At 64.0% G+C, this 13,133-nt stretch carries 12 protein-coding genes and 3 pseudogenes; 8 read left to right on the plus strand and 7 right to left on the minus strand.

Translation table 11 applies throughout. The features are described 5' to 3' along the window. Positions 1-36: 36 nt before the first annotated feature. Positions 37-573 (plus strand): annotated as a pseudogene (gene ygfZ / locus C486_RS08590) (CAF17-like 4Fe-4S cluster assembly/insertion protein YgfZ); the annotation flags it as partial. A 45-nt stretch (positions 574-618) separates the two neighbouring features. On the opposite strand, the gene C486_RS08595 reads toward ygfZ, so the two are convergent. Then, the gene (locus tag C486_RS08595) at positions 619-1,434 is read right to left on the minus strand and encodes a TrmB family transcriptional regulator (protein WP_049910317.1); all 816 of its coding nucleotides are present in this window, start codon (positions 1,432-1,434) and stop codon (positions 619-621) included. A 358-nt stretch (positions 1,435-1,792) separates the two neighbouring features. On the opposite strand from C486_RS08595, the gene C486_RS08600 reads away from it, so the two are divergent. Continuing rightward, positions 1,793-2,767 (plus strand): deoxyhypusine synthase, encoded by a 975-nt coding sequence (locus tag C486_RS08600; RefSeq protein WP_008455213.1) that lies wholly within the window; start codon positions 1,793-1,795, stop codon positions 2,765-2,767. A 135-nt stretch (positions 2,768-2,902) separates the two neighbouring features. Further along, complete coding sequence (locus C486_RS08605; RefSeq protein WP_008455215.1) at positions 2,903-3,397, plus strand: hypothetical protein; 495 nt, start codon at positions 2,903-2,905, stop codon at positions 3,395-3,397. Positions 3,398-3,510: 113 nt separating this feature from the next. Here the strand turns inward: C486_RS08605 and C486_RS08610 are convergent, their stop codons facing one another. Then, on the minus strand, positions 3,511-4,029 hold the full coding sequence (locus C486_RS08610; RefSeq protein WP_008455216.1) for a gamma carbonic anhydrase family protein: 519 nt from the start codon (positions 4,027-4,029) through the stop codon (positions 3,511-3,513). Positions 4,030-4,221: 192 nt separating this feature from the next. Here C486_RS08610 and C486_RS08615 point away from each other — a divergent pair, with 192 nt between their 5' ends. After that, on the plus strand, positions 4,222-5,067 hold the full coding sequence (locus C486_RS08615) for a helix-hairpin-helix domain-containing protein (protein ID WP_008455219.1): 846 nt from the start codon (positions 4,222-4,224) through the stop codon (positions 5,065-5,067). 120 nt (positions 5,068-5,187) lie between these two features. On the opposite strand, the gene C486_RS08620 is transcribed toward C486_RS08615, so the two are convergent. Next, positions 5,188-5,457, minus strand: a complete 270-nt coding sequence (locus tag C486_RS08620; protein WP_008455220.1) for a hypothetical protein — start codon at positions 5,455-5,457, stop codon at positions 5,188-5,190. 108 nt (positions 5,458-5,565) lie between these two features. Beyond that, a pseudogene (gene glnA, locus C486_RS08625) lies at positions 5,566-7,094 on the minus strand (type I glutamate--ammonia ligase). Positions 7,095-7,220: 126 nt separating this feature from the next. Between glnA and lrp the strand changes: the two are divergent. Beyond that, positions 7,221-7,682 (plus strand): HTH-type transcriptional regulator Lrp, encoded by a 462-nt coding sequence (gene lrp, locus C486_RS08630; protein WP_008455222.1) that lies wholly within the window; start codon positions 7,221-7,223, stop codon positions 7,680-7,682. Between the two features lie 318 nt (positions 7,683-8,000). On the opposite strand, the gene thsB is transcribed toward lrp, so the two are convergent. After that, complete coding sequence (thsB, locus tag C486_RS08635) at positions 8,001-9,671, minus strand: thermosome subunit beta (protein ID WP_049910318.1); 1,671 nt, start codon at positions 9,669-9,671, stop codon at positions 8,001-8,003. Positions 9,672-10,058: 387 nt separating this feature from the next. Here thsB and C486_RS08640 point away from each other — a divergent pair, with 387 nt between their 5' ends. Then, positions 10,059-10,868: a hypothetical protein gene (locus tag C486_RS08640; RefSeq protein WP_008455227.1), complete on the plus strand. Its 810-nt coding sequence runs from the start codon at positions 10,059-10,061 to the stop codon at positions 10,866-10,868. Here C486_RS08640 and C486_RS08645 read toward each other — a convergent pair whose 3' ends face one another. Together C486_RS08645 and C486_RS08650 are read right to left on the minus strand one after the other, a co-directional pair. Further along, positions 10,869-11,183: a HalOD1 output domain-containing protein gene (locus C486_RS08645; RefSeq protein ID WP_008455229.1), complete on the minus strand. Its 315-nt coding sequence runs from the start codon at positions 11,181-11,183 to the stop codon at positions 10,869-10,871. A gap of 210 nt (positions 11,184-11,393) precedes the next feature. Beyond that, positions 11,394-11,723: a DUF7577 domain-containing protein gene (locus tag C486_RS08650; RefSeq protein WP_049888294.1), complete on the minus strand. Its 330-nt coding sequence runs from the start codon at positions 11,721-11,723 to the stop codon at positions 11,394-11,396. Between the two features lie 302 nt (positions 11,724-12,025). Here C486_RS08650 and C486_RS08655 point away from each other — a divergent pair, with 302 nt between their 5' ends. After that, a complete protein-coding gene (locus tag C486_RS08655; protein WP_008455236.1) occupies positions 12,026-12,787 on the plus strand; it encodes an SIMPL domain-containing protein in 762 nt (253 codons plus the stop codon). Between the two features lie 50 nt (positions 12,788-12,837). Continuing rightward, positions 12,838-12,996 (plus strand): annotated as a pseudogene (locus tag C486_RS08660) (Fe3+ hydroxamate ABC transporter substrate-binding protein); the annotation flags it as partial. Positions 12,997-13,133 lie beyond the last annotated feature (137 nt).

Below are 13,133 nucleotides of genomic sequence, written 5' to 3' on the forward strand. Positions count from 1 at the left end.
CCCTCGCGCCATCAGAGATGTGTATAAGAGACAGCCGGCGAGGAGAGCTACGAAGTGATCTGTGCCGCCGCCGACGCCGCGGCCGTCCACGACACGCTGCTCAACCAGGGGTTGAACGCCGCTCCCTTCGGCTATCGGACCGTCGACAGCCTCGCGCTCGAGGCCGGGTCGCCGCTCTTTCACACCGAACTCGAGGGGACGCTTCCGAACGTACTCGGCCTCCGAAACACGCTGGATTTCGAGAAGGGCTGTTACGTCGGTCAGGAAGTGGTGTCCCGCGTCGAGAACCGCGGCCAGCCCAGCCGACGACTCGTCGGGCTCACCCTCGACGGCGAGGCCGTGCCCGAGTCCGGCGCGGCCGTCTTCGACGGCGACGCGTTGGTCGGCACCGTGACCCGCGCCGGCGAGAGCCCGCTGCTCGGCGACGTCATCGCGCTCGCGATCGTCGACTACGACCTCGAGAGCGACGAGTTGACGGTCCGAGTCGATGGGACGGAGGTGACTGCGACGCGGACAGAACTGCCGTTCGTCGAGGGATCTGATCGATCGGACCGGTTGCCGACGTATCAGTGATCGACCGCGCGGTCGGTTGCGCCACACCGCGTCCGAGCGGTCGCGTCAGGCCCCCGGGTCCTTGATCTGTGGTAAGCCCGCCGTCACCAATCGGCGAAGCAACACCACGATCCCGTTTTCGAGGCCGCGGGCGAAGACCGCTTGCTCGTTCGCATCGCTCCCGGCGGTGTTGGGGTAGTAGGAGCCGACCAGAAGCGTTTCGCGGTCGACGAGCAGGATTCGGCTGATCGCGACTTCGTCGTCGCGTTCGATGCCAGTGAGCCAGTCGAGGCCGGTCTCGAACACGTGCGTCGTGGAGAGGCGGTCCCCGAGCGTCTCCGTGACTGTATCCGTCTGGCCGCCCAGAACGAGCGAGATGTCCCGGTCCGCCGCCGTCTGCAAGCCGTCGAACAGCGACTCGGACAGGATGTCCTCGTCGACGACGATGAGTGCGATCTCGGACTCGGCCTCGTCGATGAGTTCGATCGTCCGCGACTCGATCGCCTCGTGACCGGTGAGCGACCAGACCTCCTGTACCTGGTCGTCCTCGTCGGCTTCCCGGACGTCCGTGTTCCTGAGATGCGTCTCGAGCGTCTCGATCCGGGGGTCGTACTTCTGTCGAAGCGTCTGTGTCGCCTCGTCGATGCTGACGGCGCGATACACCTGGGGACTCGTGTGCTGGACTTCGACCAGTCCCTGGGACTCGAGAACGCGAATAGCGTCGTACACCCTGGTTCGCGGAACGTCGGAGATTTCGTGGATCTCCTTTGCAGTGCCGCTCGGAAGTTTGTTCAACGCCATAAAGCAGCGTGCTTCGTACTCCTGTAGCCCGAGGTCCTGTAACAGGCTAATCGCCTCTCTGGTAGTAGTATCCTCTGTCATGGCCCAACCACGAATTCGGATATCCGAACACGCAGAGTAGGATATGCGGATGGAAAAGGATTCGTGTCTTACTTTCCTGTCACGAACAGCCGTTTGAAACGCTCGCTCCGCCGAATCTCGTTCACTCAGATCATCACACAAGCTACTTGGGGATCGGTTGGATAGGAGTGAGTGGCGAGCCCTGTTTGGCCCAACCACGACGGGGCTCGTCCGTTTCGAGACTGGCGAGTGCGCTCGCTGCCGGCCGAAAACGACTCACTGAGCCATAGTAGCTGCTGCCCGTCACGGTCCGGGACGGATCGAGGGTCACACGATCGATTCCGAGTTCTTCAAACCCTTCCTCGCATTACGCAGCGATATGGATAACGATGATTCGTACGATCACGTCGTTCCTGGGAGCGACGAGGAACTGAGTACCCCGGACGTTCGCGGCTACGACTTTCGCGGGGAGTTCGACTTCGGGGACCTGCTCGAGTCCTACGCCACGACGGGTTTCCAGGCGACACAGCTCGCAGAGGCTATCGATATCGCCGAGCGCATGCAGGAGGAGGACGCCACGATCTATCTCACGTGTACCTCGAACATCATCTCGTCCGGGCTTCGTGAGACCGTCGCGTATCTCGTGCGGGAAGGGTACGTAGACGTTCTCATCACGACGTCCGGCTCGCTCACTGAGGACGTCATCAAGACGGCGAAACCGTTCAAGATGGGCGAGTGGGATGCGGACGAAGCGGCCCTTCGGGAGCGTGGGATCAACCGACTCGGAAATCTCTTCGTCCCCTCCGATCGATACGTGTGGCTCGAGGAGTATCTGTACGATTTCTTCGATGACTTCTTCGCGGAGGAGAAAGTCCGGACGCCGACGGCGTTCGCGCGCGAACTAGGTGAGACGCTCGACGACGAGGATTCGGTGTTGAAGCAAGCGGCGGACAACGACGTGCCGGTGTACTGTCCGGCGTTGACCGACGCCGAAGTCGGGAACTTCCTCTACTACTACCGTCAGGGGTACGATTCCGACGTCGGGATCGAGATCCTCGACGACTACGATTCCCTGATCGAAGACGGGCTGTTAGCGGACACGACTGGCCTCATCGCCGTTGGTGGCGGCGTCCCGAAGCATCACGCCATCATGACGAATCTCTTCCGTGGCGGGGCCGACTACGTCGTCTACATTTCAACCGGGATGGAGGGCGACGGCTCACTGTCCGGTGCGCCGCCGAACGAGGCCGTCTCGTGGGGGAAGATCAAAGAAGAGCGGACGAATTATACGCAGGTTGAAGCGGAAGCGACGCTCGTGTTCCCGCTTCTGGTGGCGGGCGCGTTTACGGCGTGACGGCTCGATAGCGCCGAGGTGCGAAAGCGCGCAGTGCCGACACAGCACTCGAGCCGAGCACCGCCGGAGAGCGTATAAAGCCGCCAGTAGGACAGGCCAACGGCTACCCGGTCGTCACCGCGAGGTGGAGTCGAGATGCAACTCGAGCAGCCGCCCCGGGACGCGTCGGCAGTCTGGAACGGCACGGTGCCGAACGCGATCGACGCGCGCGTACTCGGGGTGGTCGTCGTGACGGCCGGTCTCGCCGCCGCGATAAACGTCCCCTACGGCGGCCTGCCGATGGCGGTCGCTGCGTTCGCGCTACTGGCGGGTGGCGGCGTCGCCTGTCACCTGCTCGGCGAACGGAAGCTCCGTCGGCTCACCGCCGACCTCGTCGCCCGGTGGAGCGCGGCCGGTGGGGAGATCGAGGCCGTCACCCGATCGTCGAACGGCATGCGGACCGAATGGCGCGTCCACACGCCCGACGGCGAGATCGTCATTGGCGGCGTTGCACTGGTTCCGATCACCCGATTGTCCGTCGAGTGGCAGGGGATCAGCGATACGATGGCCGCCGGCGAGGCGGCGGCGAACATCGACCGACTCGCCGAAACGCTCTACCGGGAAATCTTCGAGTTCGAGTCGAACCCGTAAGCCGCCCCGGAACGCAGGGGTGCTCGCCGGCGTCGGCCGGCGGCGGAACTGCGCCGTCGCTTCCGCTCTCGTCCTCCCACCCGGTCGGCAATGGTCCCTCGCGGGCTGGGCGTTCACTCGAATAACTCCTCGTGACGCTGTGCCAGATTCGTGTATTCGCCGGCGGAGAACTCCTCGAGGATCGCTCCCGAGTCGATCCCCGTTTCCTCGAGCGGCGTGACTCGAGCCGGAACGCCGCGGACGAACGACTCCGGCGGAATGACGTACTCGTCGGGGACGACGGTCCCAGCGGCGGCGATGCTTCCGCTGCCGATCGTCACGTCGGTGTTGATCGTCGCGTTGAATCCGATCAGTGACCGTTCCTCGACGGTCGTTTCGTTGAGAACGGCCCCGTGGCCGACCATCACTTCGTCGCCGAGTCGTGACGCGTGAATCGTCGCGTTGTCCCCGACGTGTGTCTCCCGCCCGATACGGACGGGGCCGATGTCACCGCGGCAGACGACGCCCGGCCAAACGCTCGCGTCCGCCTCGACCGCCACGTCGCCGACGAGGGTCGCCTCCCGGCTCACTCGCGCCGCGTCGTCGATCGTCGGTCGATCCCCCTCGAACTCGTAGCGTCTGCTGTCGACCATAGGCTGGCACACCACTGCTGCGGGCATAATACCGGATCACGATGGCCGTGATAGTCACGCTCGAGCGGCAGTCGCCCGGATCGAACCGTCGCGATCCGCGGCTCTCGAATCCAGTGTGCACCATCTAATGGGGTTCAGTGGCTTGCAAGCCCGTTACTTATGCTGTATCGAGTCGGACCAGTAGCCGAACACATGGCCCGATCGGACTCCCCCATTCGAACGCTGTTCGACGCACAGCGGACCGCTGTCAAACAGAGCCAGCAGTTGCTCAAGCAGGGCATGACCGCCCAGCGAACCGTCGACACGATGGTCGGGACCGGACTCACGGGACAGGAATCCCTCCAGCGCTACCAACTCGAGGTTGCGCAGGCGGCGACCCACGGCACCCTCAGCGCGATGGCGGCGATGCTCCCGGGCGACGACGCCACCGAGGCCAACCAAGCGGTCGACGAGAGCTTCGAGCAGCTGAAACGGACTCACGCGGCGGTTTACGACATGCTCGAGCGTGACCTCGAGCAGGGCGTCGACGCCACCGACGAACTCGACGCGGCGTTCGTCGATGCGCTCGACGACCAGACCGACCAACTCCTCGAGATGACGGAGGCCGTCGAGGACCGGACGGTCGAAACCGTCGACGAACTCACCGGGCACCTCCACGATCAACTCGACCAAACCCGGGAGCTACAGGACCGACTCGAGGAGCAACTGGAGCGCCAGACCGACGACGTCGAGGCGCTCCTCGAACGGCAGGCCGAAGGGATCGAGCAGTTCCAGCAGCAACTCACGGAACAGGCCGAGGCGGTCACTCGAGAGATACCGATACAGGGGACCAACGAGTCGCACACGGCGATCGAAACCGATCCGGAGCACACCCTCGAGTCCGTCGCGGGAATCGACGCCGAGACCCGCGACAAGCTCTCGGCGGCCGGTATCGCGACGGTCGACGACCTCATACGTGCCGGTCCCGAAGCCGTCGCCGAGGCCGCCGATATCTCGGAGACCCGGGCCGAGGACTGGATCGAGCAGGCCCAAGCCTAGGTCGGATCGCAGCGCCGCGTCCGTCCCGTTTTCGCACCGCTTGAGCGGGATGCCACAGTCCGCCGACGAGTCACAAGACCGCGTCGATCCAGCGCACGTCGAAGGCACCGTCGACAACACTCAGGACTCGATCTTGTCGACGATCTCGCGGGCCTGCGATTTCGCTTTGTCCTCGCCGACGTGTGTCTCGATCAGAGCGCTGGTGACCTCCCAATCGTCTTCCTCTTCGATCTTGCCGGTACGAACCTCGCTGCCCTCGGAGACCGACTCCGCAGGCTGTGTCGCCCATTCCGGCGTCCGGATCTCGTCGTACCGATCGGGAGCGCGGAACCGAACGTGGATGTAGTCGTCCTCGGTTTCGACTGCGTTGATGTCCGGCGTATCTGGCATAAGCGGATCGCCGACGCCGGGACCAGTGAATCACGGCCCTGAATGTGCCTTGGTCGTGGTCCGGTCGACACAGCGGTGCCATTTCTCTCGATCTCATCCGAGCGCTGTCTAGTCGGCACCGCTCGCACTCGAGCGTCTCGAGCACGCCCTGTCGGCCGCGGACTGAAACGGAATATACGGGCCCCACAGCCGAGAGTACGGCCGCCTCAGAAGGTTTCGAGATAGCGGTCGAGTTCCCACTGGGAGACGTCGACGAGGTAGTCCTGGAACTCCTGTTGTTTGGCTTCGATGAACTTCGGCGCGACGTGGTCNTTCCCACTGGGAGACGTCGACGAGGTAGTCCTGGAACTCCTGTTGTTTGGCTTCGATGAACTTCGGCGCGACGTGGTCGCCCAGCGCGTCGTAGATGACTTCGTCGGCTTCGAGCGCGTCGACGGCCTCGCCGAGGTTCGACGGCAGCGTGTCGATGCCGTACTCCTCGCGTTTCTGCTCGTCGAACTCGTAGATGTTCTCCCGGACCGGGTCCGGACACTCGAGATCGTTTTCGATCCCCTCGAGCCCGGCGTGGATCATGACCGCCAGGGCGAGGTAGGGGTTACAGGACGGGTCCGGCGAGCGCAGTTCGACGCGTGACGCCGCGGGCGTGCGCGCCGCGGGCTTGCGGATCAGCGCCGAGCGGTTGCGATCGGACCAGGCGACGTAGACGGGTGCCTCGTAGCCGGGTACCAGCCGCTTGTAGCTGTTGACCGTCGGGTTCGCGATCGCCGTGATCGCCGGCGCGTGCTCNTGCCGGCGGTGAAAGCGTGGGCTTCCTCGCTCAGGTTGAACTCGTCGTCTTCATCGTGGAAGGCGTTCTCGCCGTCCTCGGTGAACAGCGAGAGGTGGGTATGCATCCCCGAGCCGTTGATGCGCGGGATCGGCTTGGGCATGAACGTCGCGTGCAGGTCGTGTTGGGCGGCGATGGCGCGGACGACCGTTCGGAACGTCCCGACGTTGTCGGCCGTCGAGAGCGCGTCGTCATAGGTGAAGTTGATCTCGTGTTGGCCCTCGGCGACCTCGTGGTGACTAGCCTCGACCTCGAAGCCCATCTCCTCGAGTCCGTAGATGATGTCCCGGCGAACGTCGCTCGCGAGATCTTTCGGCGCAAGATCGAAGTAGCCGCCGGCGTCGTTCGTCTTGGTCGTGGCGCGGCCGTCCTCGTCTTCCTCGAACAGGAAGAACTCCGGCTCTGGGGCGGCGTTGACCTTGTACCCCATCTCTTCGGCGCGCTCGAGGGCGTTCTTGAGCACGCGGCGCGGATCGCCCTCGAAGGGCTCGTCGGTCGAGGTATCGTAGACGTCACAGATCATTCGGGCGGCAGCGCTTTCCTCCTTCTGCCGCCACGGGAGCACGGCAAAGGTGTCGGGATCGGGCTTGAGGCGCATATCCGACTCCTGAATACGAACGAAGCCCTCGATCGAGGAGCCGTCGAAATAGATGCCCTCAGTGAAGGCCTTCTCGGCCTGTCTGGCCGGCACGGAGACGTTCTTGACCGTTCCCAGAATATCGGTAAACTGCAGTCGGAGGAAGTCGACGTCCTGCTCCTCGATCTCGTCTAATACTTCCTGTTCGGTGTCAGTAAGGTTGCCGCTTGTCATTTTTCTCGTCGCCCTATTCTCGTAACTCTGCTACTAAAACCCTACTGTTCCGTGCAAATCTTCTCTCTCCCCCCGCAAACTGCATATTCGTAAATTTCTAAAGGACACAGTGCGAGGCTAGATGTGATGACGTACGAAAATCTCGATGCGAAACTAGTGAATGCACTTCTGGGCGACGGCCGTGCGAGTCTGCGGAGTCTCGCCGAAGAACTCGACGTTTCCGTGACGACCGTCTCGAACCACCTCTCCGATCTCGAGGATGAGGGCGTGATCAAGGGCTATACGCCGAAAGTCGATTACGATGCGGTCGGCTACGACGTGACCGCCGTGATCCAGCTCCAAGTCGAGGGCAACGCCCTGCCCGACGTTACCGACACGCTGCGCGATCACCAGCAGATGACCAGCGTTTACGAGGTCACCGGCGACTACGACGTGATCGCCATCGGCAAGTTCGAAGACACCGACGGCATGAACGACCAGATCAAACAGCTGCTGACCGACCCCGATATCAAGGCCTCGAACACGAGCGTCGTTCTCAACGCCGTCAGCGAGAACGAGCAGTTCGAACTCGAGGTCGAGGACGAGTAATCGACGCCCCCTTTCTGACGGGACACCACCTCGAGCAGTGGCGACGCTGTGTTGATTGTTGAGAGCGCTACCTGAGTACTCGAGCAAATATCGGCGAGTGAGCGGTTCGAAGAACCCGAACGATGCCGTTCACCGAACGCTTCGCGTTCGGGCCGACGAGCGACCAAGGCGCGGCGCGAAGCGCCGCGGGATGGCGAACGGCGTTAGCCGTGAGCCCGGGAGCGAGGAGTGCTTGTATACTGAATTTTGCTCGCGGGTCACTCCGTTCCCCACTCGCTTTCAGCGGTTCTCACTCACTGCGTTCGTTCCGAACCGGTCTTACATCATGCCGCCCATGCCGCCGCCCATGCCGCCCATGCCGCCGGGCGCGCCGCCGGGGCCGCCTTCCTCGTCGTCGCCCTTGTCGGTCGACAGGTCACCGGCGGAGATGATGTCGTCGATTTTGAGCACGAGGTTGGCCGCTTCGGCAGCGGAGGTGACGGCCTGTTCCTTGGCGTGGGCCGGTTCGACGACGCCGGCCTCGAAGGTGTCCTCGACATCGCCCGAGAAGACGTTCAGGCCGGCCGTGATCTGGCCGTCGTCGTGGGCCGCACGCAGATCGACGAGCGTGTCGATCGAGTCCAGTCCGGCGTTTCCGGCGAGGACGCGCGGGACGAGCTCGAGCGAGTCGGCGAAGGCCTCGACGGCCAGCTGCTCGCGGCCGGAGACGGAGTCGGCGTAGTCGCGCAGGCGACCGGCGAGTTCGACTTCGATGGCACCGCCGCCCGCGAGGACGCGGCCGTCGGAGACGGTCTGTGCGACGACGTCGAGCGCGTCGTTGACGCCGCGTTCGAGTTCGTCGACGACGTGGTCGGTCGAGCCGCGAAGCAGGAGGGTGACGCCGTGGGCGTCCTCGCCCTCGACGTAGAACAGTTCGTCCTCCTCGTCGCGAGTGACGTCGCCGAAGCCGAGGTCTTCCTCGGTCGCGCTCTCGAGGTCGGAAACGATCGACGCGCCGACGACCTCCTGGAGGAACTCGAGGTCGGATTTCTTGGCGCGGCGGACGGCGAGGATGCCCTCCTTGGCGAGGTAGTGCTGGGCGAGGTCGTCGATGCCCTTCTGGCAGAAGACGATGTCAGCGCCGAGGTCGGCGATCGTGTCGACCTTCTCGCGGAGCTGTTTCTCCTCGCGGTCGAGGAACTTCTGGAGCTGATCAGGGTCGGTGACCGAGACCTCGGTGTCGACGTCGGTCTCCTCGACCTCGATGGCCTCGTCGAGCAGCAGGATGTCGGCGTCTTCCGCCGAGCGGGGCATGTTGTCGTGGACGGGGTCCTTGTCGACGATGCCACCCTCGAGGAGGTCGGATTCGCCGGCGCTGCGGCCGGTCTGGGTCTCGATGTTGAGGAACTCGAGGTCGACGACGTTGTCGCCGTTCTCGTCCTCGACGGTGACCTGGCGGATGGCCTCGACGATCAGCTGGGCGAGGTGCTCCTTGTTGACCTCGGTGCCCTTGCCGGTCATCGAGGTTTCGGCCGTTTTCCGGAGGAGTTCCTCGTCGCTCGTGTCGATATCGGTCGCGATGTCGTCGATCTCCTCGCGGGCCTGCTCGCTGGCGAGGTGGAAGCCCTTGATGATCGCCGTCGGGTGAATGTCCTGCTCGAGGAGGTCCTCGGCGTTTTTGAGGAGTTCGCCGGCGATCGCGACGGCCGTCGTGGTGCCGTCGCCAGCCTCGTCCTCCTGAGTTTCAGCGACCTCGATGATCATCTCGGCCGTCGGGTTGTCGATGTCCATCTCCTTGAGGATGGTGACGCCGTCGTTGGTGATCGTCACCGATCCCATGGAGTCGACGAGCATCTTGTCCATGCCCTTCGGACCGAGCGTCGACTGGACGGCCTCAGCGACCGCACGGGCGGCGCTGATGTTGTAATCCTGCGCGTCCTTGTCCTTGACGCGCTGGGAGTCCTCGCTCATTACGATCATCGGCTGGCCCTGCTGCATTCGCTGACTCATAGTCGGTCGATTGATTGATTGTGATTCTACATAAAGATTTCGAACCTGGACGCGTCCGGGAACGGAGACGAGGCCCCGTTCGGAGGCGAAAACTACCGTAGTGCACGATCGCTGCCACAGTTTCCGCCGTTCGTACTCGTCCGTCACTCGTTCTCAGTCGCATGCCGGGACGGTGCTTTTATATACGAAGACGAGATATCGGTTTCCGATACACCTCCATCGCCTCGCTCGACGACGGCAAAATCGTCCCGGCGGGACGATAACGAGTGGTTTGTCTGACCGTAACGGTTCTCAATCACACGCCGACCACCCATCCAAAGTCTAACTCGATCCCGAGTCAACACAACGGAAGGGTTATCCCGGTAGTCACGTATTACCACTCGAGCAATGGACGAGCCCCGGTCCGTTCCCGAATCGTTCGACGACCCGCGGATCACCGCCCAGTTCTGTCGCCGTCTCTCCGGCACTGCCGGCGACCTGATTCTCATCGGCGTCGTCCACGACCATCCCGCGAGTATCGCACGCGTCGAACGCGTCCTCGAGCGCGTCGACCCGGAGACGGTCGCGCTGGAACTGCCGCCTATCGCGGTGCCGCTGTATCGCGCGTACGCTCGCGATCGCGACGCCGAGTCGGCACCGCCGCGGTTCGGCGGCGAGATGAGCGCGGCGATCAGGGCCGCCCCCGACGCCGATCCGGTCGGTATCGACGCACCGAACCTCTCGTTCCTCCGGCGGCTCGTGGGCCGACTGGTCGCCGACCGCGTCTCTCCCGCGACGGTCCGGCGCGTCCTCTCGAGCGTCGGCGGCGCGACCCGCGAGGCGGTGACCTGTCGGGTCGCCGCGACGCTGACCCACGCGACATCGATGACTGTCGTCCCGGGTGACCGGGTCGAGTACGACTGCGAGCCGGCCGACTCGCCGGAGCAGCAGGCCGCCCACGAGCGCTCCCACGTCGCCGGCGTGCAGGCGCTGCTCGGTAGCATCGAGACCGACGGCTCCGCGTTAGCCTACCGGGACGACACGCGCGAACGCTGCATGATCGAGCGGCTCGCGGACCTCCGGTCGGAGCCTGGCGATGTCGTCGCCGTCGTCGGCGTCGATCACCTCGAGCGACTCGCGACGGCGCTGTCGGCGTCCGGCCGGCGCGTTCCGACCGGCGACGAACGCGCTCGCGCGATAGCGGACCCCGACCGGTAGTTAGCGCCGGGCGGGCGGTTCGATCAGGATCTCGCCCGTGCCCTTGATCGTGACGTGGTGTCCCTCAACGACGACGGTGAGCGTGCCGCCGGCTCGCGGCGTGCCGTCGTGGCGCGGTCGGAAGAGTTCGTTCAGGGCGTCCGGATCGACGGCATCGTACAGCGAGAGACGGCTGTCGGTCGCGTCGACGCCCAGACAGTCGGCCAGCGCGTGGACGACGGTCGTACTGAGCGTCGCCGACCCGTTCGGGTCGTGCGTGGCGCGATACAGGGATGGAGAGCGGGAGTGCGAGGCGGCGGGTGCGTATCCGTTCATACCTATGCGTCGCGTTCCCCTCTCTGTTTGAAGACCAAAAGTCTAATCGTTCATTACTGGCAGAACCAGTCGATCAGGGCCCATGTACTGATCATCCATGGAGAAATTCAGCGTGGCATGAACGGGACAGCACGAGAGGGTGCATCACGTCAGTTCACGCAAAACCGGACGGACCCTGGTCTCCCCCGATCGCCGGCCGCTCGAGCGGGGTCACTGCCGCAATCCGGAGATGCAGTTCCAGCAGTAAGTAAACGTCTGGTCGGCCTCGTTTCGCGCGCCACAGTGGGGACAGCGGATCGTCTCCCCGTCGAAATCGGGTTCGCGGTCCTCGTCAACCTGGTCGGCGTCGCCGATGTCATCGGCCGCGCGAGGGAACCGATCCGGACCGGCCGAGGACCGCATGCTCGCGCGATTCGGATCGGCGAGCGACGGCGTGCGCTCGCCGTCCCCGTCGTCACGGCGGACGTACAGGTAGTACAGTAACAGATGTAAGAGGGCGAATAGTACGACATAGCCGATGAGCCAGCCCCAGAGCTCCATCACCATGTGTTACGTCCTCGAGCCACTTGGATATTCCTTGAGTTCCGACCCGAAGAGAGTCAGGTGGACCGAACGGTTCGCCGTCGCCGCGCGGACCGGTCCGTGCGCTCGCCGCTCCGACCGGTCGAATACGGCCCCGACGGTTCAGCGGTCGATTCGAGGGGGACGGCCATCGGATCGAGCATGCGTCCCGACGACGCGACTCGGGTTCCCGACCGTCTTCACCGCTCGAGCACTCGAGGCTCAAAGATCCGTTTGAGCTTGGGATGGGTTTTTTTCATCCCTTTTCGTATCGGTCACCTATGGACCGAAGACAGTTCCTAACGGCATCGAGCGTCGGAGTCGCGGCGACGGTCGCGGGCTGTATGGGCAGTCCGCTCAGTAGTACCGAGACCGATTCGACGGACCCTGGGTCGGAAGCGGATGGGGACGGCGACGACGGCGAAATCACGGTCAGCGCCAGCGGCGAAGTCGAGGCGGAGCCTGATAAGGCGATCGTCGACATCGGCGTCGAAGCAACCGGCGACACCGCCAACGAAGTGACCAACGAGCTCTCGAGCGGTGCCGAACAGCTTCGCACCGCGTTCGACGACCTCGGCATTCCCGAGGAGAACATCGAAGAGGGTCGGTACCGGGTCCATCCAAAACACACCCGTGACGGCGAGACCGACGGGTTCGAGGGGGACCACTCGTTCGAGGTGATGCTCACCGATACCGGCCGTGTCGGCGAAGTCATCGACGCGTCGGTTGAAGCCGGTGCCAACAATATCGATCGAGTGAACTTCACGCTCCAGGAAACGTCCAAGTCCGCACTCCGAAAGGACGCGATCGACGCCGCGTTGGCCAACGCCGACGAGGAGGCGCGACACATCGCGGACAACCGCGAGGTCGAACTCACGGGAACGACATCCGTCACGACCGGTGACGTCCGGATCGATACGGTTCGATACGATAACATGTCCGCCGAAGACTCGGCGGACGACGCAGCGCCGGCGACGGAGATCAACGCGGACCCCGTTACCGTCAGTGCCAGCGTGACGGTAACCTACGAGTTCGCCACGTGAGGCGACGGGACGAGCGACGCCGCGAACCACATCGAGCGCTCGCGGGCTGTATCAGCGGGAGCGACACGTCGGAGATAGGAACCGGCTCGTATACCGTCTCGATGGGCCCGATGGGCGAGGTCGAGTTCGACGGCATCCCCGAGGACGCCTTCGTCGCCTTCCCCCAGTACGCGGACATGGGGTTTGCCCTCGGCGGCGGCCAGACACTCGGGCTGCAGAACCACGATCGGTTTGGTGATTGACGCGTACGAGGAACGTCCCGACATCGAGTTCACGGAGGATGGCCTCGTGGAACTGACCGACGGCGGCGTCGACACCGGGGACTGCTGAGACCGAGACGAAGACT

The sequence above is a fragment of the Natrinema gari JCM 14663 genome (assembly GCF_000337175.1).
GTDB lineage: Archaea > Halobacteriota > Halobacteria > Halobacteriales > Natrialbaceae > Natrinema > Natrinema gari.